At 63.7% G+C, this 19,516-nt stretch carries 20 protein-coding genes; 6 read left to right on the forward strand and 14 right to left on the reverse strand.

Annotation, left to right across the window (positions count from 1 at the left end):
* Nucleotides 1-8: 8 nt before the first annotated feature.
* The 3 genes from LZ536_RS10430 to LZ536_RS10440 are packed head-to-tail and all read right to left on the reverse strand — an operon-like array spanning nucleotide 9 to nucleotide 1,860.
* Complete coding sequence (locus tag LZ536_RS10430; protein WP_249848731.1) at nucleotides 9-830, reverse strand: carbon-nitrogen hydrolase family protein; 822 nt, start codon at nucleotides 828-830, stop codon at nucleotides 9-11.
* Nucleotides 830-1,087, reverse strand: a complete 258-nt coding sequence (grxC, locus tag LZ536_RS10435; RefSeq protein WP_249848732.1) for a glutaredoxin 3 — start codon at nucleotides 1,085-1,087, stop codon at nucleotides 830-832. The genes LZ536_RS10430 and grxC overlap by 1 nt, the downstream gene beginning before the upstream one ends.
* 32 nt (nucleotides 1,088-1,119) lie before the next feature.
* Complete coding sequence (locus LZ536_RS10440) at nucleotides 1,120-1,860, reverse strand: ComF family protein (protein ID WP_249848733.1); 741 nt, start codon at nucleotides 1,858-1,860, stop codon at nucleotides 1,120-1,122.
* Nucleotides 1,861-1,903: 43 nt separating this feature from the next.
* Here LZ536_RS10440 and LZ536_RS10445 point away from each other — a divergent pair, with 43 nt between their 5' ends.
* Complete coding sequence (locus tag LZ536_RS10445; protein WP_249848734.1) at nucleotides 1,904-2,665, forward strand: methyltransferase domain-containing protein; 762 nt, start codon at nucleotides 1,904-1,906, stop codon at nucleotides 2,663-2,665.
* A 100-nt stretch (nucleotides 2,666-2,765) separates the two neighbouring features.
* Nucleotides 2,766-2,948, forward strand: a complete 183-nt coding sequence (locus LZ536_RS10450) for a Flp family type IVb pilin (RefSeq protein WP_249848735.1) — start codon at nucleotides 2,766-2,768, stop codon at nucleotides 2,946-2,948.
* A 43-nt stretch (nucleotides 2,949-2,991) separates the two neighbouring features.
* On the opposite strand, the gene LZ536_RS10455 is transcribed toward LZ536_RS10450, so the two are convergent.
* From LZ536_RS10455 to LZ536_RS10475, 5 genes are all read right to left on the reverse strand, one after another.
* Nucleotides 2,992-4,461 (reverse strand): M48 family metalloprotease, encoded by a 1,470-nt coding sequence (locus LZ536_RS10455; protein ID WP_249848736.1) that lies wholly within the window; start codon nucleotides 4,459-4,461, stop codon nucleotides 2,992-2,994.
* A 63-nt stretch (nucleotides 4,462-4,524) separates the two neighbouring features.
* On the reverse strand, nucleotides 4,525-5,466 hold the full coding sequence (locus LZ536_RS10460) for an acetyl-CoA carboxylase carboxyltransferase subunit alpha (RefSeq protein WP_249848737.1): 942 nt from the start codon (nucleotides 5,464-5,466) through the stop codon (nucleotides 4,525-4,527).
* A gap of 36 nt (nucleotides 5,467-5,502) precedes the next feature.
* Nucleotides 5,503-6,360, reverse strand: a complete 858-nt coding sequence (locus LZ536_RS10465) for a tyrosine recombinase (RefSeq protein ID WP_249849210.1) — start codon at nucleotides 6,358-6,360, stop codon at nucleotides 5,503-5,505.
* Between the two features lie 38 nt (nucleotides 6,361-6,398).
* A complete protein-coding gene (locus LZ536_RS10470) occupies nucleotides 6,399-8,177 on the reverse strand; it encodes a hypothetical protein (protein ID WP_249848738.1) in 1,779 nt (592 codons plus the stop codon).
* Complete coding sequence (locus tag LZ536_RS10475; RefSeq protein WP_249848739.1) at nucleotides 8,161-8,298, reverse strand: hypothetical protein; 138 nt, start codon at nucleotides 8,296-8,298, stop codon at nucleotides 8,161-8,163. Before LZ536_RS10475 ends, LZ536_RS10470 begins: the two co-directional genes overlap by 17 nt.
* Nucleotides 8,299-8,345: 47 nt before the next feature.
* On the opposite strand from LZ536_RS10475, the gene LZ536_RS10480 reads away from it, so the two are divergent.
* Nucleotides 8,346-8,885, forward strand: coding sequence for a shikimate kinase (locus tag LZ536_RS10480; RefSeq protein ID WP_348538837.1), 540 nt, complete (start codon nucleotides 8,346-8,348; stop codon nucleotides 8,883-8,885).
* Nucleotides 8,882-9,940, forward strand: a complete 1,059-nt coding sequence (aroB, locus tag LZ536_RS10485; RefSeq protein ID WP_249848740.1) for a 3-dehydroquinate synthase — start codon at nucleotides 8,882-8,884, stop codon at nucleotides 9,938-9,940. Before LZ536_RS10480 ends, aroB begins: the two co-directional genes overlap by 4 nt.
* Here the strand turns inward: aroB and LZ536_RS10490 are convergent.
* Genes LZ536_RS10490 through LZ536_RS10515 form a run of 6 tightly spaced genes read right to left on the reverse strand, consistent with a single transcriptional unit; the run spans nucleotide 9,937 to nucleotide 17,140 of the window.
* On the reverse strand, nucleotides 9,937-11,709 hold the full coding sequence (locus LZ536_RS10490) for a monovalent cation:proton antiporter-2 (CPA2) family protein (protein WP_249848741.1): 1,773 nt from the start codon (nucleotides 11,707-11,709) through the stop codon (nucleotides 9,937-9,939). The two genes, aroB and LZ536_RS10490, sit on opposite strands and share 4 nt — an antisense overlap.
* Nucleotides 11,706-12,152: an iron-sulfur cluster assembly scaffold protein gene (locus LZ536_RS10495; protein WP_249848742.1), complete on the reverse strand. Its 447-nt coding sequence runs from the start codon at nucleotides 12,150-12,152 to the stop codon at nucleotides 11,706-11,708. Before LZ536_RS10495 ends, LZ536_RS10490 begins: the two co-directional genes overlap by 4 nt.
* Entirely contained in the window at nucleotides 12,137-13,444 is a 1,308-nt protein-coding gene (gene cysS, locus LZ536_RS10500; protein WP_249848743.1) for a cysteine--tRNA ligase, read from the reverse strand. The genes LZ536_RS10495 and cysS overlap by 16 nt, the downstream gene beginning before the upstream one ends.
* Nucleotides 13,441-13,959, reverse strand: coding sequence for a CvpA family protein (locus LZ536_RS10505; protein WP_249848744.1), 519 nt, complete (start codon nucleotides 13,957-13,959; stop codon nucleotides 13,441-13,443). The genes cysS and LZ536_RS10505 overlap by 4 nt, the downstream gene beginning before the upstream one ends.
* A 38-nt stretch (nucleotides 13,960-13,997) precedes the next feature.
* The gene (radA, locus tag LZ536_RS10510; RefSeq protein WP_249848745.1) at nucleotides 13,998-15,362 is read right to left on the reverse strand and encodes a DNA repair protein RadA; all 1,365 of its coding nucleotides are present in this window, start codon (nucleotides 15,360-15,362) and stop codon (nucleotides 13,998-14,000) included.
* Nucleotides 15,363-15,400: 38 nt separating this feature from the next.
* Nucleotides 15,401-17,140, reverse strand: a complete 1,740-nt coding sequence (locus tag LZ536_RS10515) for a DUF885 domain-containing protein (protein ID WP_249848746.1) — start codon at nucleotides 17,138-17,140, stop codon at nucleotides 15,401-15,403.
* 67 nt (nucleotides 17,141-17,207) lie between these two features.
* Here LZ536_RS10515 and LZ536_RS10520 point away from each other — a divergent pair, with 67 nt between their 5' ends.
* Both LZ536_RS10520 and cysK read left to right on the forward strand, forming a co-directional pair.
* Nucleotides 17,208-18,518 carry an MFS transporter gene (locus LZ536_RS10520; RefSeq protein WP_249848747.1) on the forward strand — a complete coding sequence of 437 codons (1,311 nt, stop codon included), beginning with the start codon at nucleotides 17,208-17,210 and terminating at the stop codon, nucleotides 18,516-18,518.
* The gene (cysK, locus tag LZ536_RS10525; protein ID WP_249848748.1) at nucleotides 18,515-19,441 is read left to right on the forward strand and encodes a cysteine synthase A; all 927 of its coding nucleotides are present in this window, start codon (nucleotides 18,515-18,517) and stop codon (nucleotides 19,439-19,441) included. Before LZ536_RS10520 ends, cysK begins: the two co-directional genes overlap by 4 nt.
* Nucleotides 19,442-19,516: the final 75 nt, after the last annotated feature.

Below are 19,516 nucleotides of genomic sequence, written 5' to 3' on the forward strand. Positions count from 1 at the left end.
CCCTCGAATCAATCGACCGGGCCGATGGCCTTGCGATGCTTCAGCGCCGGCACCCTCGACCGCACCTCGGCGATGCGGCCAAGGTCGATCTCGGCGAAATGCACCCCGCCTTGGTCCGCGGCGTCGAGCAACACCTCGCCCCAGGGGTCTATGACCAGGCTGTGGCCATAGGTCTCGCGGCCATCTTCATGCCGGCCGCCCTGCGCCGCCGCGAGGACGAACAGCCCCGCCTCGATTGCCCTCGCCCTCAGCAGCACATGCCAGTGGGCCTTGCCGGTCGGCACGGTGAACGCCGCCGGCACCGCGATAACCTCGGCCCCCGCCTCGGACAGTCGCTCGAATAGCGCCGGGAAGCGGAGATCGTAGCAAATGGTCAAACCGAGATTTCCGACCGGCGTATCACGTACGAGCACCGGCCTGTCGCCGCCCTGGTACACCGCCGACTCTCGCCAACTCTCGCCGGTCTGCAGGTCGACATCGAACAAATGGATCTTGTCGTACCTCGCGCGGACCTCACCCTCATTGTCCATGAGGAAAGCCCGGTTGACGAACCGGTCGCCCGGACCTTGCAGGGCCAGCGATCCTAGGTGAACCCAGATGCCGCTGGCCTTTGCCGCCGCCCGAACACTGCGAAGGACCTCATCGTCCTGCTCGGTCCGGATCGCCGATTTGGCTCGTTCGCGATTGCTGTCGAGCAGCCCGGACATTTCGGGGGTGAACAGCATCTCGGCCCCGCCGGCCGCCGCTGTCTCCACTGCCGCGACCAATGCCACGGAGTTCGCCGCCGGGTCGATGCCGCTACGGGCCTGGTAGAGCGCGATCCGTGCCATCAAGCCGCCAACAGCTCGTCCAGCTTGCCGGCGCCATCCAGCTCGAACAGGTCGTCGCAGCCACCGACATGCTTCCCGTTGATGAAGATTTGCGGGACCGTCATCCGGCCGTTGGCGCGCTGGATCATTTCCTGTTTCTTCGGCCCGCCGAGATCGACTGAAATTTCCTCAGGATCCACGCCCTTCTGTTTCAACAGCGCCTTGGCACGGTAACAGTAGGGACAGGTGAACTTCGTATAGATTTCGACCTTCGCCACGTTCGAACGCTCTCCCAAAGTTGGCCGGCCCCTTAACGCACAAGCTGGGTGGGTCGCACAACCCGTGCCCAGCAAATCAGTTCGATACGCGCCGCGCCCGCCTTGGCCAGTGCCTTGGCACAACCATCAGTCGTACTGCCGGTCGTCAATACGTCATCGACCAGGATGACCTTGCGGCCGGAAAGGTCCGCCCGGACATCAACGGTGAAGGCGCCGGCCACCTCCCGCTTCCGCTGCAGCGAGCTCATCCCTCGCAGGGCGGCGGTCCGTTTGCTGCGCCAAAGCAGGAAAGGATCGTATTGGGCTCCAGTAAGCTTCGCCAGTTCTGCCGCCAGCAAGGCGGCTTGGTTGAAGCCCCGATTCCACAATCGGCTACGATGGAGCGGTACCGGGATAAGGATCGGATTTTCGCTTTGATCCACAAGCGGTCGCATGAACTTTGCCATGGTCTTCGCAAGCGCCACCTTGCGCGCATATTTCAGCCGCAACGGCAGCGACCGGGTGGCGTCTCCATAGGCGACCGCTGCCCGAGTCCTGGCGATCAGGGGCGGTTTCGCGAGGCAGGCCGCACAGGTGTCCATATCGGTCGCCTCGAGCCGCACACCACAACTCTGGCAGCCGCCGTCGCCGAGCCATTCGATACCTGTCCAGCAATCGGCGCAAAAGCTGTGCGGCTGCCCGGTGATGATTCCGCACCCCGGGCACCGCGGCGGCAGGGCAAGGTCGATCGCCCAATTGCCGGCAGTTGCGAAGGGCTGAAGGAACGCTTGCATCCGCCCCTTGTCGCCTCGGCGTGCGCGTCGCACAAGCTCCGCCATGCCCGAACTGTTCGACCATAATCTTCGCTCGCTGCGCCGTGACCGGGCTGTGAGATCGGGCCTGGAAACCTTTTTGTTCGATCGCGCCTTTGGCGATTGCCTGGACCGGCTCGCCGACATGCGGAAAAGCTTCAACGACATCCTGCTCGCCGGATGTCCCGATCCCAGCTGGATTAAGCACTTCGGCGCTGCCAACGTCGTAGTCGTCGATCCCGGGCCCCTAATGGCCGAGCGCGCAGGGGGCCTGTGCGCCGATCTGGAAACACTGCCCTTCGACGGCGAGCGCTTCGACCTTGTCCTCTCGGTCGGCCTGCTTGAGACAACGAACGAGCTTCCTTTTGCAGCCGCAGCATTGAACCTGGTTCTAAGGAAGGGTGGCTTATTGCTTGGCGCCGTTGCAGGCGGCCACAGCCTTCCAAGGCTGCGGGCGGCCATGCTCGCGGCAGATGCTGCGACGGGCCAGGCAAGCCCACATGTCCATCCACGCATCGATGCGCCAAGTCTGGCGCACCTGCTAACCGCGGCCGGCTTTCAAGAGCCCGTCGTGGATGTGGATCGCATCGACCTGGCCTACGGTTCGTTCGACAAGCTTGTCCATGATTTGCGCCAGATGGGCTCGACCAACATCCTGCACGCGCGCTCCCGTAAACCTATGGCCCGCCCGGCTTTGTGGGCTGCCCGCGAGGCCTTCCTCGAACGCGACGCTCGCGTCACCGAACAGATCGAAATCCTGCACTTTGCTGCCTGGAAGCGAGCCTAGCCAACCAAGGCAAACGGTTCCTTAATCACGCTCCCGGAACATTCTGTTAACTCTTGCGACCGTAAACCCGCAGCGTGGACCAAGACCAGAGGAGGGTGGCGTGGACGCTATCCTGACGTTGATGCGGTGCCTGCGCGCGGACACGCGCGGTGCAACTGCGATTGAATATGGGTTGATTGTCGCGCTCATTGCGATCGCCATGCTCGAGGGCCTCAGGCAGCTCGGCGGCGGCGCCGGAGGCATGTGGACGAACCTCGCGACGACCGTCAACGGCAACATGTAAGTTTGCTGGCCCGTGAAGCTTGCGTCCCGTTTAGGTCGGGGCGCTACGTTCTTCGCGTCCCATAGGTGACCACCTTCACCCTTTGACCGGGCACCAGCCGCGAGTTGGCCGTGAGGCCATTCAGCGACAGGAACCGATCCAATTGAAATTCATGATAAGCCATGCGCCGCGACAGGAGTTGCGGCGTGTCCCCCGGCTTGACCGTGACCACGTCGATGATTTTTGGTCGGATGCTCGAGGCTTCCTGAGGCGTAATCCGGCGGAGTGAATCCACCATCGACGCAAAGGGACCGATCCCTGCACCGGCCTGCGTGAGCATGACGAAATGGTAAGCGCGGTCCGGGGCCCATTGATAAGCCATGACACTCACGTCCACCGCGCCCGACGAGGTGTTCGCCCGGCCGACGGAATACATGGCCGGAATGCCGTTGATTGTGGTTTGTCGCGGCGGCGCCATCGGCACCTGGCTCCGCCCGCCGGTCAGTTCATAGACGACCTGGTTGATGTAGGCAGCGAGGTCGCCATTGAAGCGCCCGGTGCTGAATTGGGCTTTGCCCGCAGACCCGGAGATCGTGACCGCGCTGCTGCCGTTTTGCATGGTGTACCCAGTCGGCACGGCGAACTGGAATCGCAGATCGGGATGCGTGAAAGTGCGGCCGTCGATCACACCCTGGGCCGGATCGTCATCGACATAAATGCCTTGGAGTTGCGCAAGGAATTGGTCGCGGTTGCGCAGGCCCTGTCCAGCCCGGCCCGTCGCACGCGCTTCTGCCTGCGCTCGCTGCGTCCTGTTTGTACTGAGCGGATGGGTGCGCGCCCATTCGGGTGTTGAACGGCTGTCACGTCCCTGAAGCCTCGTCTCCAGGGCATCGGCCCGCACGAGATTGTCCAGCATCGTTGCGCTGCCCATGGGGTCGTAGCCCGCCGAGAGCATGTAGCGAATTCCCAAAGTATCCGCCTGATATTCCTGGTCGCGCGAGAAGCTCAGGGTCGCCATCTGCGCATATTGCGCCGCGCCTTGAGAAATCATGTTGCCGAAGCCACCTGCCCCGACGACGCTGCCAAGCAGGATGCCAAGCACGCCCATGATGGAATTGCGCCTTTGAGCCGCTTCCCGCGCCTGGGCGTGACGGGCAGCGATGTGGCCCGTTTCATGCCCAAGGACGAACGCGAGCTCGGACTCATCGTTCATCAGGCCCATGAGCTGGCGGGTGATGTAGACGTAGCCGCCCGGCAGCGCGAACGCGTTCTCGACGGCACTGTTCAAGGTGGTGAAGTGATAGGTCTGCGCACTGTTGGCGATGCCCGAATATGCTGCGACCCGCCGCCCTACGCCTTCGACGTAGCCTGCGCGAGCGCCGGTCTCAGCGCCCCCGAATTCGGCAACGACTTGGGGATGGTCGCGCTGTGCTTCCGCGACATCACGCTGATTGAGGTACCCCGGCGCCTGGCCCAAAGCGACGGCGGGAATGGTGATGATCGCAATGCCAGCCAGAACCCAATTCGTGCGCATACGCCCCTCCTCCAAGGGATCTTTCATGCACGAAACCGAATGAATAGTGGCCGGTTCCCTCGTTCACCCGACAGCAAGGAATTTTGCGCGCCTCTGCGCCAGCAATTCCTTGGGTCCGAGGGCTGAACAGCCATCCAGCTCCTCGATCAGCGTTTCCTTTAGTTTCCCCATCGCTGCCTCGGGTTGCCGGTGCGCGCCTCCCAAAGGCTCGTCGACTATGCGATCGACGACGCCCAAGGCCTGGAGATCGAAAGCGGTTATCTTCATCGCTTCGGCGGCGTCCGCGGCCTTGTCGGCCGTGCGCCACAGAATGGAGGCGCAGCCTTCCGGCGAAATCACCGAATAGACGGCATGTTCAAACATCAGGACACGATTGGCAGCAGCCAAGGCGACCGCTCCGCCCGAGCCGCCTTCCCCGACAATCACGGCGATCAGGGGAACCTTGAGATCCAGGCATTGCTCGGTCGAACGGGCAATGGCCTCCGCTTGCCCGCGCTCTTCGGCCTGGACACCAGGGAAGGCGCCGGGTGTGTCGACCAAAGTGATGACCGGCAGTCCGAACCTGTCGGCCAACTGCATCAGTCGGATCGCTTTGCGATAACCCTCGGGTTTGGCCATCCCGAAATTGTGCTTGAGGCGGGAAGCCGTGTCGTCGCCCTTTTCGTGACCGAGCAGCATGACGCGTCGGCCGTCAATCTTGGCCAGGCCGCCGATGATCGCCGGATCGTCCGCGAAGGCACGGTCACCTGCGAGCGGCGTGAAGTCCTCCGCGATTGCCCCGACGAAATCCTTGAAATGCGGGCGATCGGGGTGGCGTGCGACCTGCGTCTTCTGCCAGGGCGTGAGACGCGAATAGGTTTCCTTGAGAAGCTTAGTCGACTTCGCCTCAAGCTTGGCGACTTCCGCCTCGATGTCGATGTCGCTTGCTGTCGCTGTCTCGCGAAGCTCCGCGACGCGGGTCTCGAGCTCGGCGATCGGTTTTTCAAACTCTAGGTACGTCTGCATAATCGTGGCGAGGCCTAGGGCGCGAGGTCTACCGCGTCAACGCGCTGGAGCGCGGCGCGGACGAGCCAGAGGGTGCCGTTGGTTGACCAGTTCGACCAGGCGGGCGCTGTCGACATGGGTGTAGATCTGGGTCGTGGCGATGTCCGCATGGCCCAGGAGCGTCTGTAAAGCCCGCAAGTCGGCGCCACCGGCGAGTAAATGGGTCGCGAAAGCATGGCGAAGCACGTGCGGGCTCACCCGGTCGGGCGCGATGCCTGCGTCGGCAGCGAGCGCGCGGACAATCTGGAACAGGCGCATTCGGCTCAAATGCTTGCGGCCACTGGGGAACAGCCAGATGGATTCGGCCGGGCAAACGGCAAGCCAGCGCTCCACAGCCACAAGTGCGCGACTTGAGACCGGAACCAACCGTTCCTTCTCACCCTTTCCTTTGAGAATGAGGAACGGCTGCCCCTGTCGGACGGCACGCCTTGGCAGTGTCACCAACTCGCTTGCGCGCAGGCCGGAACCGTAGAGCAATTCCAACAACGCAAGGTTTCGTACCGCTTCAACCTGGCCGCTAGCAGCTCGGTCCTCAGCTGCGGTGAACATCGCCTGCACCTCATCCTCGTCGAGGATGCGTGGCAGGGGGCGCTGGTGGCGTGGCCGCGGCAGCGCGGCGCTGGGGTCGTCGGGCCGCAGCCCCTCGTCATGCAGGAAGCCAAAAAACCGACGCAAGGCTGCGGAGCGGCGTGCCAGCGTCGATGCCGCGAGTTCCGACCAGCGTGGAGCAAGCTCGCCCAATTCATCAAGCGATGCCTCGCCAAGACCCTGCGGCAGTGCATCGGCCGCCGCCTCAAGGTCGTTACGATACGCGTTCAGCGTGTTGCGCGACGCGCCTGCTTCCGCCGCCATCATATCGAGGAAGCGGTCGACTAGCGCGCGGTCATCGGCGTTCACGTCCTGGAGAGTGCCTCGGCAGCGATCATGCGCGCCGCGAACTCCTGACCGTTTCGCCTCAGGGCCGTGACGGCATGGAACATGTGCATGCCCGGCACGCCTTCGAAGCTATTGGTCTGCATGCCGATCCCCGCAAGCACGGCAACGGTTGCAGCCTGCCTGCGGATCGAAGCGGCATCGATCAAATTGCTCCAGCTGGTTCGCCGCGACAGTCCCAGGCCGTAACGGTCGCTGAGCCGTCCGGCAGTGCGGCCATCGATCCGTCCAAGACCTGCCAGCCCTGCGACGAGCAATGCGCTGCGCTGCTTGCCCGGACTATTGTCGCGGCCAATGAAGGATCCGATCCGTCCCGAACTGATATCGAGCCCGCGCGCTGAAGGCGCGCCCAATGCCAGCATCGCCCAGCATTTGTCGGCATTCGCGTCGCCCATATCGTCGACGACGGAGGCCCAGCGAGCCGCCTGCACGTCATAGCCGGCTGCCAGCATTGAGGCGATCAGGTTGGGAGCGTCTGCTTCCAGATCTTTGCTCGGCGCCACTCGCGAAGCTGCTCTGGCCAAGACGGCACGCGCGGCTTCAGTGTCCAGGCCGGGCTTCGCGGCCGACCACAGTTTGCGCATCGCGGCCAGGCGCGTTTCCTGGTCCTTCCCCACCATCGCCACACGCAATTGCCAGGCGTCGGTCTGGCCAAGGTCGCTCGGATCGGTGCCGTCATAGATGACCGAGTACAAGTCCATCAGCGCCTGGCTGGAGAAGACACCAAGGCCGGTTGCGATCCGCGCTGATGCAAGTCGGGACTCGGGGCCCAGGACGGGCGCCCGCGCCTGCCATGCGCGAACCTGCGGCGATGCCGTGTCGATAAGATCCTGTGGCGGCAACATCCCGGTCGAAGTGGCAAGGCCGAACCGCCAGGCGGTTAGCGAGTTCGCCTGCGCCCATTCGATTGTTGCCGCCCGCGAGGTATCAGCGCCGGCGCCCACAACCTTGTCGGCGAGGGCAAGATCGATGCCGCCGATGCGGCCGTGGCGGCGCGCATCTTCAATGTCGGCAGCGGCCTCGGCGCTGGCGCCAGATAGCGATGCGCAAATGGCCCGGATGAGCGGAAGCGAGAGCCTTTCCACCGTCCCAAGACCGTCCTGGAGCGGGCAGAGGCCAGACGGATCGGCATTGGCGAGCGCGCTCTGCACTGCCACCTGATACATTTTTGGCGTGAAATCATCGACGTCCACGGCCGAGACGAGCATCCTGGCACCGTCCGCCTCCCCCATGCGCAGCAACAGCCAGGCGCGCTCCGCGGCCCAGTCGGCAGCGTTGACGTCGGTCGGAGCCGGGATCTGCGTCAGAAGAGCATTGCGAACCGTGATGTGCGCCCAGCGCGACGGCAGTGGTGCGTGCGTACGCCGGAGCAGGATCGACAAGAATTTGCCGCTCGCCCTGCCCCAGGCGTCCCGCTCAAATCCGGTCTGTGAGGAGGGCAATGGCCCGGCTAGCGAAGGGTCCCGGCGCGCTGAGGCCGGCAGTTCGACAGGCGGCGGGACGTTGTCGGGCAACAGGTCGGCTAAAGCCTGGTCCATCGGCACCATTTCCACCGCGGTCTCACTACCTCCGGTGGGTGCGGTGGTATTTCCGGGCGATACTGTGGTCGGACTAGGAGCAGGCGCCGGTTCGCCGAAGCCCGGCGGCAACAGCGATTCCGGCTGGTCCTGGGCAATGGCGGGAATAGCCACGGCCAGGGCCGCCGCCACTCCCAACAGGAGCTTAGTGCGCGTTCGCATCACGGCTAACGTCAGCCTCGATCTGCTTGGTGGGCACCTCGTGGGCGCTGCGTGAAAGGAAGAAAGCCCCACCGATGACGAGCAGGGCGACGATGATCAGAATAACGGTTCCTCGCGACATACCAGCCCTTTTGCCCGACCAGACAAGCCCATGTATAGCCCTGCTTTGTGGAAAAGCTCTCGGGGCGTCTCGATCGGCCAATTGTCCTGGTTGGATTGATGGGTGCGGGCAAATCGACGGTGGGCAAGCGCCTTGCGAAGCGGCTTGGCCTGCCCTTCGTCGACAGCGATTCCGCTATCGAAGACGCCGCTGGATTCAGCGCAGCCGAGGTTTACGAACGGTTCGGCGAGAAGGATTTCCGCGACGGAGAGCGGCGGCTGGTCGCTCGCCTGGTGGACGGCCGTGTCGGCGTCATCGCCACCGGTGGCGGCGCTTTCGTAGATCCTCGGACGCGCGAACTCCTCAACCAGCGCGCAATCACGATCTGGCTCGACGCCCCTGTCGATATTCTGCGCGAACGAACCTCACGACGGGACACCCGGCCATTGCTTCGGACACCTGATCCAAAGGCGACCTTGTCCAGGCTGGCGGACGAGCGACGGGCCTCATACGCCGAGGCGCACATCCACATTCGCAGCGGCATCCAGGGCCATGGCGAGGTCGTCGACCGGATTATCGACGCTCTGGCCGAACACCTCAGCGCATGAGCACCATTCGAGTGGCGCATTGCGACGCCGACTACGACGTACTGGTGGAGAACATTGCAGAGGCCGTTCCAAAGCTTGCCGGGATTGCCAACGGGCGCCGCCTGGCACTGGTCAGCGATACTCGGGTGTTTGAACTCTATGGGCGGGCATTCGCATCAGTAGCACTCGATGAACCCGTCCTCGTTCCTGCCGGCGAAGCCGCCAAGGATTGGAGCGTCCTGGCCGAAATCACGGACCGTCTGGCAGCGCTGGACGTCAAGCGCGGTACGCCCATCATTGCACTCGGGGGTGGATCGGTCGGCGATGTTGCCGGGCTCGCAGCGTCAATATTCAAGCGCGGTTGCCCGATCATTCATGTGCCCACCACGTTGCTTGCCCAGGTCGACAGCGCCATCGGCGGCAAGACCGCGATCGACGCCGCCGGCCAGAAGAACCTGGTCGGCAGCTTTCACCATCCGCTATTGGTCATTGCCGATCCGGCCCTCCTCGACACACTTGACGAGCGTCAGATGCGTTCCGGTTATGCCGAAGTCGTCAAATATGGGCTGATCGACGATCGCGGCTTATTCGAATGGTGCGAAGCCAATGGCGGAGCAGTAATCGCTGGGGCCGGTACTGCTCGCCGCGCCGCGATCGAGCATTGCATCCGCGCCAAGGCGCGCTTCGTCTCGGCCGATCCGGAGGACACTCTGGGAACCCGAGCCCTGCTCAACCTTGGCCACACCTTCGGCCATGCCATCGAAGCGCTAGCGGGCCAAAACCTGCTTCATGGCGAAGCTGTGGCGATCGGCATGGTGCTGGCCTTTGAATTCTCTGCCGAGCTCGGACTTTGCCCGGCCGACGACACTGAGAGGGTCAAGACTCACCTCCGATCCGCGGGGCTGCCCGTGAGAATTGCTGACGTTGGCTTGATCGGGCCCGCAATTTTCGCGGCGATGAGGGCCGACAAGAAATGGACCGCCGCCGGACCGACACTTATCCTTGCCAAGGGCATTGGCCAGGTCTTCGTTGCCCGAGACGTCGACGCGAGCCGTCTCGCTGCCTTTCTCGCTTAGCCGCAGGATTTGGCCGGGTCGGCAGGCTCATCCGGAAGACCTCGGTCAGCAGCGAAGCTACGCTCCGCACCTGCGTGAAGATCTCCGGTTTGGCTTTGCGCGTGCAGCCGATCACTGTCGCGGACTCGAAATTCGCGTTCCACCCGCACAACCTCTCGATCGGCGACGCGCAACGCTTGAAGCGCCGCGCTCCCCATCGTCATCGCGCTTTCGAAAACCTCGCGCTGGATCAGGTCAACATCCAACCCATCGAGGGCTATTTCCTCGATGCGGTCGAAGACGCGGACCATGACCTTCGCCTGCGGAAAGGCCTCCAGCACGGCTTCAAGCTTGTCGCGCGAGAAGCTGCGATCATCGTGGCAGAACAGGATCGCTTCCGCGGTTTCCGCCCCAGCCGTCCGAAGCAGGTCTATGCGGGTGCCGTCGCCGTAATAGACCTTGTGCCCGAACTCGCCGACCCTCTCGATCTGGCGAGCATTGCTGTCGATCAACGTGACCGGGATGCGCTTGGCGTAGAGCATTTGCGCCACGGTCTGACCAAAACGGCCATAGCCAACGACGATCGCGTTGGTCTCCGGCGAGAATTCGGGGCCCTCAAGATCCGAATGCTGCTCCGGACGGCGGCGCTGCAGATATTCAATCAGCATCATCAGGAACGGAGTCGACACCATCGACAGGGTGACCACAGCACCGAACAGGGACGCGGCCTCGGGCGAAATTAGCTGTGCTGCCGTCGCTTGCGAGAAGAGGACAAAGCCGAACTCGCCGGCTTGGCTCAGAAGCAGGGCGATGGAGATCGATCGCCCCGGCCGCATCTTGAACCATCGCGCCAGCGGGTACAGCACCGCCGCCTTCACCGCGATGACCATGATCGCCAATCCCAGGACCATCAGCGGTCGCGACGCGATCACCGACAGGTCCAACATCATGCCGACGGACATGAAGAAGAGGCCGAGCAGGATCGACCGGAACGGCTCCACATCGCTTTCCAGCTCGTGCCGGTAAGGCGATTCTGCGAGCATCACGCCAGCGACAAAGGCGCCGAGCGCAACCGACAAATGCAGGTAATGCATCAGCGCCGCGCTGCCGACGGCCGCAAACAGGCCCGCAACAACGAACAATTCGCGCTCGTTGAAGCGACCGATGAGGCGGAAGAGCGGATTGAGCAGGAAACGCCCCGCGACGACCAGCCCGGCGACCGCGAGGACGGTGAAAAGCACCAACTGCCAACCGCCAACCGCTTCAGGATCCGGCGACCTCGACATGGCGGCAATGATGGTGATCAGGGGAATGATCGATAGATCCTGAAACAGCAGGATCGAGAAGGCCCTCTCGCCATAAGGCGTGTTGAGCTCCCCGGTGCTGCGCAGCATCGGCAGTACCTGCGCCGTCGATGAAAGGGCGAGCGGGAGGCCCAGTGCGAGGCTGGCTTCCCAGCTGAACTCGAGCGTCCAGTGAATCAGCAAGGCGAGGGCAAGGCCGGCGATCGTCACCTGCAACAGGCCGAGACCGAAGATATCGTGCCGCAACCGCCAAAGCCGGCTGGGTTGAAGTTCCAGTCCGACGATGAAGAGCAGGAGCGCGATACCGATTTCGGCAACGCTCTGTATCGTCTCCGCCTCGCCAACGAGATTCAGGGCGTAAGGCCCAAGGATCGCCCCGCTGACGATATAACCCAAGGTAGCGCCGAGCCCGAGGCGGCGGAACAGGATCACAAACAGTACAGCGCCGCCGAGCATCACGGCGGCGGCGGTGAGGAAGCCGCTCATGGGGTCTGGCCTTCCGCGTCTCGGATGGCCGCGAGTAACGCAAGAAACGGGAGTCGCATGGCTCCGTGTCTGCCTCGCCGGTTCTTCGCGGGGGTTAGTACGTCGAGGTTCGGCCAGTCCCCTGGATTGTTTCGCGCACCCTCCAGCCAGCCGCTAAAATCGGCGAGAGCTTTCTCGGCTTCGAGCTCGCTGCGCCCGATGGCATTCGCGCCGAGTAATGCAGCACTAGCCTGGCCAAATGCGCAGGCCTCGACCTGCTGCCCGAAGTCGGTAACGCGCCCGGTGTCGTCAAGGATGACTTGGGCTGACACCTTGCTTCCGCAGGTCGGCGATCGGACCTCGGCTTGCCCGTGCGGATCCTTGAGCGGCGTGAGATGTGGAATGTCGGCAGCGAGCCGCAGGATCTCGATCGTGTAGAGCGGCTGGTTCACGCCCTTCGCCACGTAGTTCCTTGAGGCCCGTCCTCCAAGAGCACGCCCTCGGACTTCAGCTCATCGCGGATGCGGTCGGCTTCTGCGAAATCCCGGCGAGCCTTGGCTTCGGCACGGGCTAGGATGAGCCCCTCCACTCGCTCATCACCCTCGCCCCGGAACCACTGTTCTCCTCCTTGGTCGAGGAAACCCATCAGCCGAGCGCTGGCGCGAAGCGTGGCGGGGTCGTCGATAGCCGCGAGGCGTGACAAAGCGAGCGGCGTATTGAGATCGTCCGCGAGCGCAGCGAACACCTCATCGTCTACCTCACCGGGCTCAGCATCGCCTGCCGCGCGATAGAGCCGGTCGAGCAGGGCTTTCGACTGAACGACCAGAGCTTCGGTCCAGCTGAGCGGCTGGCGATAATGCGCCGACAGTAGCGCAAGTCGCAGCACCTCGCCGCGATGTCCCTGCTCGAGCAGGTCGCCGACGGTGACGATATTGCCCAGCGACTTGGACATTTTCTCGCTGCCCATGTCGACGAAGCCGTTGTGCACCCAGTAGCGCGCCAGCGGGATGCCGCCATGAGCGCAGCGACTCTGAGCGATTTCATTCTCGTGATGCGGGAAAATGAGGTCGAGGCCGCCGCCGTGAATGTCGATGGTCTCGCCAAGGTGCGCCTCGATCATCGCCGAGCATTCGATATGCCAGCCGGGGCGTCCACGGCCCCAAGGCGAATCCCAGCCGACGACGCCTTTGCCGCTGGGCTTCCACAACACGAAGTCCGCCGGATCGCGCTTGTAAGGGGCAACTTCGACCCTCGCACCCGCTAGCATCGCCTCACGGTCGCGCCGCGACAGCTCGCCATAATCGTCATGCGACGGCACATTGAAGAGCACGTGGCCATCGGCGGCGTAGGCATTGCCGCGATCGATCAGCCGCTCGATCATGCCAATCATCGCCGGGATCTCGCGGGTGGCATGTGGCGCGATGTCGGGCGGCTGGACGCCCAGCGCGCCCATGTCTTCGAGGTAGATGCGCTCGTAGCGCTCCGTGATCACCGAGGGACCGACGCCTTCCTTCTCGGCGGCGGCGATGATCTTGTCGTCGACGTCCGTGACATTGCGCGCATAGACGAAACTATCGGTGCCGAACTGGTGCCGGATCAATCGAGACAGCGTGTCGAAAACCACCGCCGGCCGGGCATTGCCGATGTGGGCGCGTCCGTAGACCGTCGGCCCGCAAACATACATCGTGATGCGTTGCGGGTTCTGCGGAACGAACGGCCTTTTTTCCCGCAACAAGGTGTCGTGCAGCTGGATCACGATGCGCGGTCCACTTCACCGTCACCGCGTCTGGTTTCGACCCAATCGACGACTGCGCGCCCGGTCGCGTTAAGCAAGGGATAGGTGCGCGAACTGGTCATCCACTCCGGACGGTCGGCGCGTGCACCGTAGACCATGTCGGTGGCAAGATTGGCCAAGAGGAAGAAAAGCGTCGCGCCAAGCAGGCCTTTGAGCATGCCGAACCCGCCCCCGAGCATGCGGTCGACGGGACCGAGGAGCGAACGTCGCGCCTTGCCGCCGACCGCTCGAGCAAACAGCTTCACGGCGATGTAAACGGGGAAGAAAATCAGGGCGAAAGCGACGATCGAGGCGCCGGGATCACTGCCGACCGGGCCGACCAGTGCATGCTGCAACGGGTTGTGCAGGAACTTCAGCGCGACGATGGCGACGATCCAAGCAAAAAGCGCCAGCACTTCGTGAACGAAGCCGCGGATGAAGCCAATCAGCGCGGCTCCGCCGAGGAGAAGGACAACAAAGATGTCGAGCGCGGTCATGGCCCCGCGCTAGCGGGCGGTCGGGCCAGATTCCAGCCCTATCTCCCGAGGATCTGGTCGACCAAGGCGCGAAGATTGCCGAAGTACGCCAACCCAATGCCCTTCGCATCGGCAGTTCCAGAAGGCACCCATGCCCGCTCGAACCCGAGCTTGGCCGCTTCCTTGAGCCTCAGGCCCGCATGGGCAACCGGCCGGATTTCTCCGGACAAGGCGATCTCTCCGAGGATGATGGCTTCGGATGGAATCGGACGCTCGGACAAGGCCGACACGAGCGCCGCGGCAACGGCGAGGTCGGCGGCGGGGTCGGTCAGCCGGTAACCACCAGCGACATTCAGGTAGACCTCGACCGAAGCGAAACTGATGCCGCAACGCGCTTCCAGCACGGCAAGGATCATCGCCAGCCGGCCGCCGTCCCAACCGACCGCGGCTCGGCGAGGCGTCGCGCCGCTTGCCAGCCTCACGGTCAGCGCCTGAATCTCGACCAGGACGGGGCGAGTGCCCTCGAGCGCCGGGAAGATCGAAGTACCGCTCACCGGATCGTCGCGGCGGGTAAGGAACAACGACGAGGGGTTACCGACTTCGGCCAAACCGCCGGCCTCCATGGCGAAGACGCCGATCTCGTCGGTGCCGCCGAAGCGATTCTTCATGGCGCGGAGGATGCGGTATTGGTGGCTGCGCTCGCCCTCGAAGCTCAGCACCGTGTCGACCATATGTTCGAGCACGCGTGGCCCGGCGATGGTGCCGTCCTTCGTGACGTGGCCAACCAGGACTAGGGCCATATCCTGCTGCTTGGCGAAGCGCACAAGCTCCTGCGCCGAGGCGCGGACCTGACTGACTGTGCCGGGCGCGCCCTCGATCAGGTCGGAATGCATGGTCTGGATGGAGTCAATGACGAGCAGCGCCGGCGCCTCGCCATTGCCGAGGGTGGTGAGGATGTCGCGAACCGAAGTTGCAGCCGCCAATTCGACAGGCGCACCGCCGAGGCCAAGCCGCAATGCCCTTAGACGGACCTGGTTTGCGGCTTCCTCCCCCGAGACATAGACTACGCGCTTACCGCTCGACGCCAGTCGTGCCGCCACTTGCAACAGCAGTGTCGACTTGCCGATGCCGGGATCGCCCCCGACTAGCATGGCCGAACCGGGGACGATACCGCCGCCAATCGCCCGGTCGAACTCTGCAATGCCGGTGACGATGCGCTCCGGCAACGCGACCTCTGTATCCAGGCCGACGAGGCGGATCGCCTGACCGCCGCCAGACAAATCGTGCTTGGCGGCGAAGATGCTCTCGACCGATGCTTCCTGCGCCAGCGTGTTCCACTCGGCGCAGTCAGGGCATTGCCCCTGCCAGCGCATGGAAACCGAGCCGCAGGCCTGGCAGACGTATCGGGTCTTGAGCTTCGCCATGCCTGCAGCTTACGCGAACAAAGAGAGAACGAAAAGCCCTAGAAGACGGCTTCGGCCTTGCCGCCCATCATCTGCTGCCGGACCAACGGTATCGGCGGCCCGCCGAAGCTCAGGAACTGGTCGTGAAATTCCTTCCAAGCTTTCTCCCCGCCCCGACTGGCCGACCAGTCGTCCCGCAGTTTGCGGATCATGAGCTTGCCCATCGTGTAGTTGAGGTACGCCGGGTCATAGGTGCCCCGCGCCGCCTGCTGCCGGGCATTGCCGGCATCCTGGTAGCATTGCTTCTGGAAGAGATCATAGCTTTGCGCCTGGGTCATGGACCCGGTGTGCATGCCGATCGCCGACAGGAAGCGGCAATCGCGCAACAGGGCATTTGACAGCTGTCCGATCAGCGTCTCGTCGGTGCCGCCGCCGACGCCTTTCAAGCGCATCATCTCCTCGGTGTAATGCGCCCATCCCTCGGCAAAGGCGTAGCCGACAAAGATCCTGCCGAAGATATCCTTCGACCGGTTGGCGTGCAGGAAGTTGAGGAAGTGGCCGGGCCAGACTTCGTGGACCGACGTGAACAACAAATCCGCCTGACCAGGCACGAACGCGTCCTGCTCGGCCTTCGGCCAGCTCGGGTCCGCCGGGGCGATGTAATAGACGGATGGCAAGCCCTCTTCGTACGGCCCCGGAATGTTGATGTAGGCGAAGTTCTGCCGGTTGTAGGGCGGCGCCTCCTCGACCTTCGCTTCTTCCGGTCCCGGGATCGTGACGATGTCATGATCGATGATGAACTGCTTCAGGCCGGCGAGCTGGGCGCGGGCGCCGGCGACGGCTCCGCCCTGCGGCTTGTTGGCTGACATCTTGGCCATGCAGGCCTCGATCGTCTGGCCCGCCGCGTAGCGCGAGCAGGCCTCAGTGAGAAGCTTCTGGTTCGCGGCAAGGTCCGCGCGGCCAATCTGCTCGAGTTGGTCGATCGGCGTCGTCACCATCTCGGTATCGGCCAGCATGCGCTGGAATTTCGCCTTGCCGAGCGCAAAGTTGGGTTTGGAGGCGCCGCGCTGGCTTTCGACCCATGCCGCGACTCCCTTCATTGCCTTGACCGCATTGTCCGTCGCGGTCTTCAGCGCCTGTTGGTCTTCGGACGAACCGATGCCCTTCCAGGCCGCCATGCCATCGCCCGGGTAATATTCGACGAAGCCGCCGAACGCCGACTTGCCGTAATCGACAAAGCTGGTCGCCATCGGCGTCTTGATATTGGCCCGCATCCGCTCGGCGGTGGTCGGGATGGTCTGCAGGAACTTGATGTACGACTTCAGCCGCTGTTCCTTGGGCGCATAAGGCACCGTGACGTAGACCGACGGGTCGAAGGCGCCGAGGTAAGCGGCGGGATTATTATGAAGCTGGTCGGCGCCCTCGGGGTCGATCCAGAACAACTGCCCTTTGGCGACCGCGATCAAATAGTCGCGCTGATAGCGCTGCTGGGCATCGAGCTTGTCGTCGCCGTAGGCCTGGGCATCGGCGATCGCCTTCTTGAGGCGCGCGACTTCGGCGGAAATACCGGCTTCCGACAAATCGCCGACCTGCCCGTCATACTCGTGGCGGCCCTGGCCCACCGCGAAGCCTGGGTTTGCCTTGAAACTGGCTTCGATGAAATTGTTGACGAAAGCCGCCCAATCACCCTGCTGCGCGCCGGACTGCGCCGTCCCGTTCTGGGGAGCCTCCGATACCTTGCACCCGGCCACCGCCAGCGCAGCTGCCACCACCGAGGTCATCAGGAACGGAAGCTTCATGGCCAGACTCCTTGCCCAGGGAAACGGGCGCGCAACCTAGCGCGCCCGCGCTGCTTGTCGAGGCGTCATGGCGCGGCTAGGCGCGGAGGCGATGCTGTCCTTCCCCGAACCGCTGCGAATCCCCGACTTCAGGCTTTACTGGATCGCGCGCTTCGCCGCCGTGCTCGCGACCATGGGGATGGTCGTCATCATCGGTTACCAAGTCTACGACGTCGCCCGATCCGCCTATGGCATGTCGATTAAGGAAGCCTCCTTCCAGATCGGCCTTGTGGGCCTCAGCCAGTTCATTCCCATCGCGCTGCTGACCCCAGTCGCCGGATGGGCGGCGGACAGGTTCGAGCGCCGGACCGTCGCCCGCATCGCCAACGCGATCGACTTGGTCGTCGCGCTATCGCTAGCGACGATCACGTATCAGGCCATCCTCAGCCTGCCGCTGCTCTTCACGCTCGCGGCACTGCACGGTGTTGCCCGCGTGTTCGTTAATCCGGCGATGGCGGCCATCGCGCCGAACATCGTGCCGCCCGAGCAGTTGCCAAAGGCAATCGCCATGAGCTCGATCGCCTGGCAAACGGGTTCGGTTGTCGGGCCCGCACTGGGAGGCTTCCTCTACGCCGCGCATCCCTCAGCGCCATATTTTGCCGCGGCGGCGCTCATGCTGGTCGCCATGGTTGCGCTAACTCCGATCCGGCGTGTGGTGCCACCGCCCATCCAGGGTGAGCGGCATCCGATCCGCCAGATGATCGAGGGCGTGACCTATGTCAGACACCATCGCTTCCTGCTGGGTGCGATCACGCTCGACCTGTTTGCAGTCCTGCTCGGCGGTGCGACTGCGATGCTTCCGGTTTACGCTCGGGATATCCTTAAGGTGGGGACCGAAGGCCTCGGCCTACTGCGTGGCGCGCCTGCTGTCGGGGCGGCAATCGTCGCGCTTTGGTACAGCTTCGCGCCATTGAGACGGAATGTGGGCGCCAAGATGTTGCTGTCCGTCGCCGCCTTCGGCCTGATGACCGTGATATTCGGACTGTCCAAATCAATGACGCTGTCGCTTGCGGCTTTGGTATTCCTGGGCGGCTTTGACATGCTCTCGGTCTATGTCCGCTCGAGCCTGGTGCAACTCCACACGCCGGACGCCATGCGCGGCAGGGTGTCTGCCGTCTCGGGCCTAGCCATTTCCGCCTCGAACGAACTCGGCGAGCTCCAGTCTGGAGTCGCGGCCGCCATCCTCGGCCCGGTGGTCGCCGTCGTCGCTGGCGGAGCCGCGGCTATGGGAATCGCGGGCCTCTGGTCCTATCTGTTCCCCGAACTCAGGCGAGCCCGGACGTTCGACCCGCCGGCAACCGCGCTCGCTGACGCATTGATGGAGGAGAAGCCCGCATGAAGGCCGCCAACGTCCTGGAGACCATCGGCAACACCCCGCACATCCGCCTGAACCGGCTCTTCGGCGACAAGGCAGAGGTCTGGGTGAAGTCTGAGCGTCAGAATCCCGGCGCGTCGATCAAGGACCGCATCGCCCTCGCGATGATTGAGGATGCCGAGCGCAGCGGCAAACTGAAGCCGGGTGGCACGATTATCGAACCCACGAGCGGTAACACCGGCATCGGCCTGGCCATGGTCGCCGCGGTCAAGGGATATAAACTCGTCCTCGTCATGCCGGACAGCATGAGCGTCGAGCGCCGCCGGCTGATGCTAGCCTATGGCGCCGAATTCGACCTCACTGACCGTGCCCTCGGCATGAAGGGGGCGGTCGCGCGGGCCGAAGAACTCATTTCCCAAACTCCGAATAGCTGGATGCCCCAGCAGTTCGACAATCCTGCCAATGTCGAGGTTCACAGCAGGACGACGGCGCAGGAAATCCTGCGCGACTTCGCCGATCAGCCGCTCGATGCCTTGATCACCGGCGTCGGCACCGGCGGCCACATCACCGCCTGCGCCGAGGTACTGAAAAAGGCGTGGCCAAATCTGAAGGTTTTCGCGGTTGAGCCGGCCCTGTCGCCAATCCTGTCGGGCGGCGCCCCAGGCCCGCACCCGATCCAGGGCCTTGGCGCCAATTTCGTTCCCAGCATTCTCAACACGGGCATCCTCGACGGCATCATCGACGTCGATGCGAACGATGCCAAGGAAATGGCCCGCCGCTGTGCGCGGGAAGAAGGCCTTCTTGTCGGGATTTCATCAGGCGCTGCCCTCGCGGGCGTGGCGCTGAAACTGTCCGAGCTTGGCGAGCGGCCCCGTGTCCTGACGTTCAACTACGACACTGGCGAGCGCTATCTGTCTGTGCCGGATTTCCTGCCGGAAGAAGGTTGATCGCTGCCAATCGGCAAAAAATCATCACTAACAACGGCCTAACCGCATCGGTTTGACCGGCTGTTAACCCCTACG

It is taken from the genome of Sphingomonas alba, from assembly GCF_023516555.1.
GTDB classification, from domain to species: Bacteria; Pseudomonadota; Alphaproteobacteria; order Sphingomonadales; family Sphingomonadaceae; genus Sphingomicrobium; species Sphingomicrobium album.

Bases quoted from the DNA above. Each gene is read 5' to 3' on its own strand.
- LZ536_RS10430 (WP_249848731.1), bottom strand. From the start codon at position 830: ATGGCACGGATCGCGCTCTACCAGGCCCGTAGCGGCATCGACCCGGCG.
- LZ536_RS10440 (WP_249848733.1), bottom strand. From the start codon at position 1,860: ATGCAAGCGTTCCTTCAGCCCTTCGCAACTGCCGGCAATTGGGCGATC.
- LZ536_RS10445 (WP_249848734.1), top strand. From the start codon at position 1,904: ATGCCCGAACTGTTCGACCATAATCTTCGCTCGCTGCGCCGTGACCGG.
- LZ536_RS10455 (WP_249848736.1), bottom strand. From the start codon at position 4,461: ATGCGCACGAATTGGGTTCTGGCTGGCATTGCGATCATCACCATTCCC.
- LZ536_RS10460 (WP_249848737.1), bottom strand. From the start codon at position 5,466: ATGCAGACGTACCTAGAGTTTGAAAAACCGATCGCCGAGCTCGAGACC.
- LZ536_RS10465 (WP_249849210.1), bottom strand. From the start codon at position 6,360: ATGATGGCGGCGGAAGCAGGCGCGTCGCGCAACACGCTGAACGCGTAT.
- LZ536_RS10470 (WP_249848738.1), bottom strand. From the start codon at position 8,177: ATGCGAACGCGCACTAAGCTCCTGTTGGGAGTGGCGGCGGCCCTGGCC.
- LZ536_RS10475 (WP_249848739.1), bottom strand. From the start codon at position 8,298: ATGTCGCGAGGAACCGTTATTCTGATCATCGTCGCCCTGCTCGTCATC.
- aroB (WP_249848740.1), top strand. From the start codon at position 8,882: ATGAGCACCATTCGAGTGGCGCATTGCGACGCCGACTACGACGTACTG.
- LZ536_RS10490 (WP_249848741.1), bottom strand. From the start codon at position 11,709: ATGAGCGGCTTCCTCACCGCCGCCGCCGTGATGCTCGGCGGCGCTGTA.
- LZ536_RS10505 (WP_249848744.1), bottom strand. From the start codon at position 13,959: ATGACCGCGCTCGACATCTTTGTTGTCCTTCTCCTCGGCGGAGCCGCG.
- radA (WP_249848745.1), bottom strand. From the start codon at position 15,362: ATGGCGAAGCTCAAGACCCGATACGTCTGCCAGGCCTGCGGCTCGGTT.
- LZ536_RS10515 (WP_249848746.1), bottom strand. From the start codon at position 17,140: ATGAAGCTTCCGTTCCTGATGACCTCGGTGGTGGCAGCTGCGCTGGCG.
- LZ536_RS10520 (WP_249848747.1), top strand. From the start codon at position 17,208: ATGGCGCGGCTAGGCGCGGAGGCGATGCTGTCCTTCCCCGAACCGCTG.
- cysK (WP_249848748.1), top strand. From the start codon at position 18,515: ATGAAGGCCGCCAACGTCCTGGAGACCATCGGCAACACCCCGCACATC.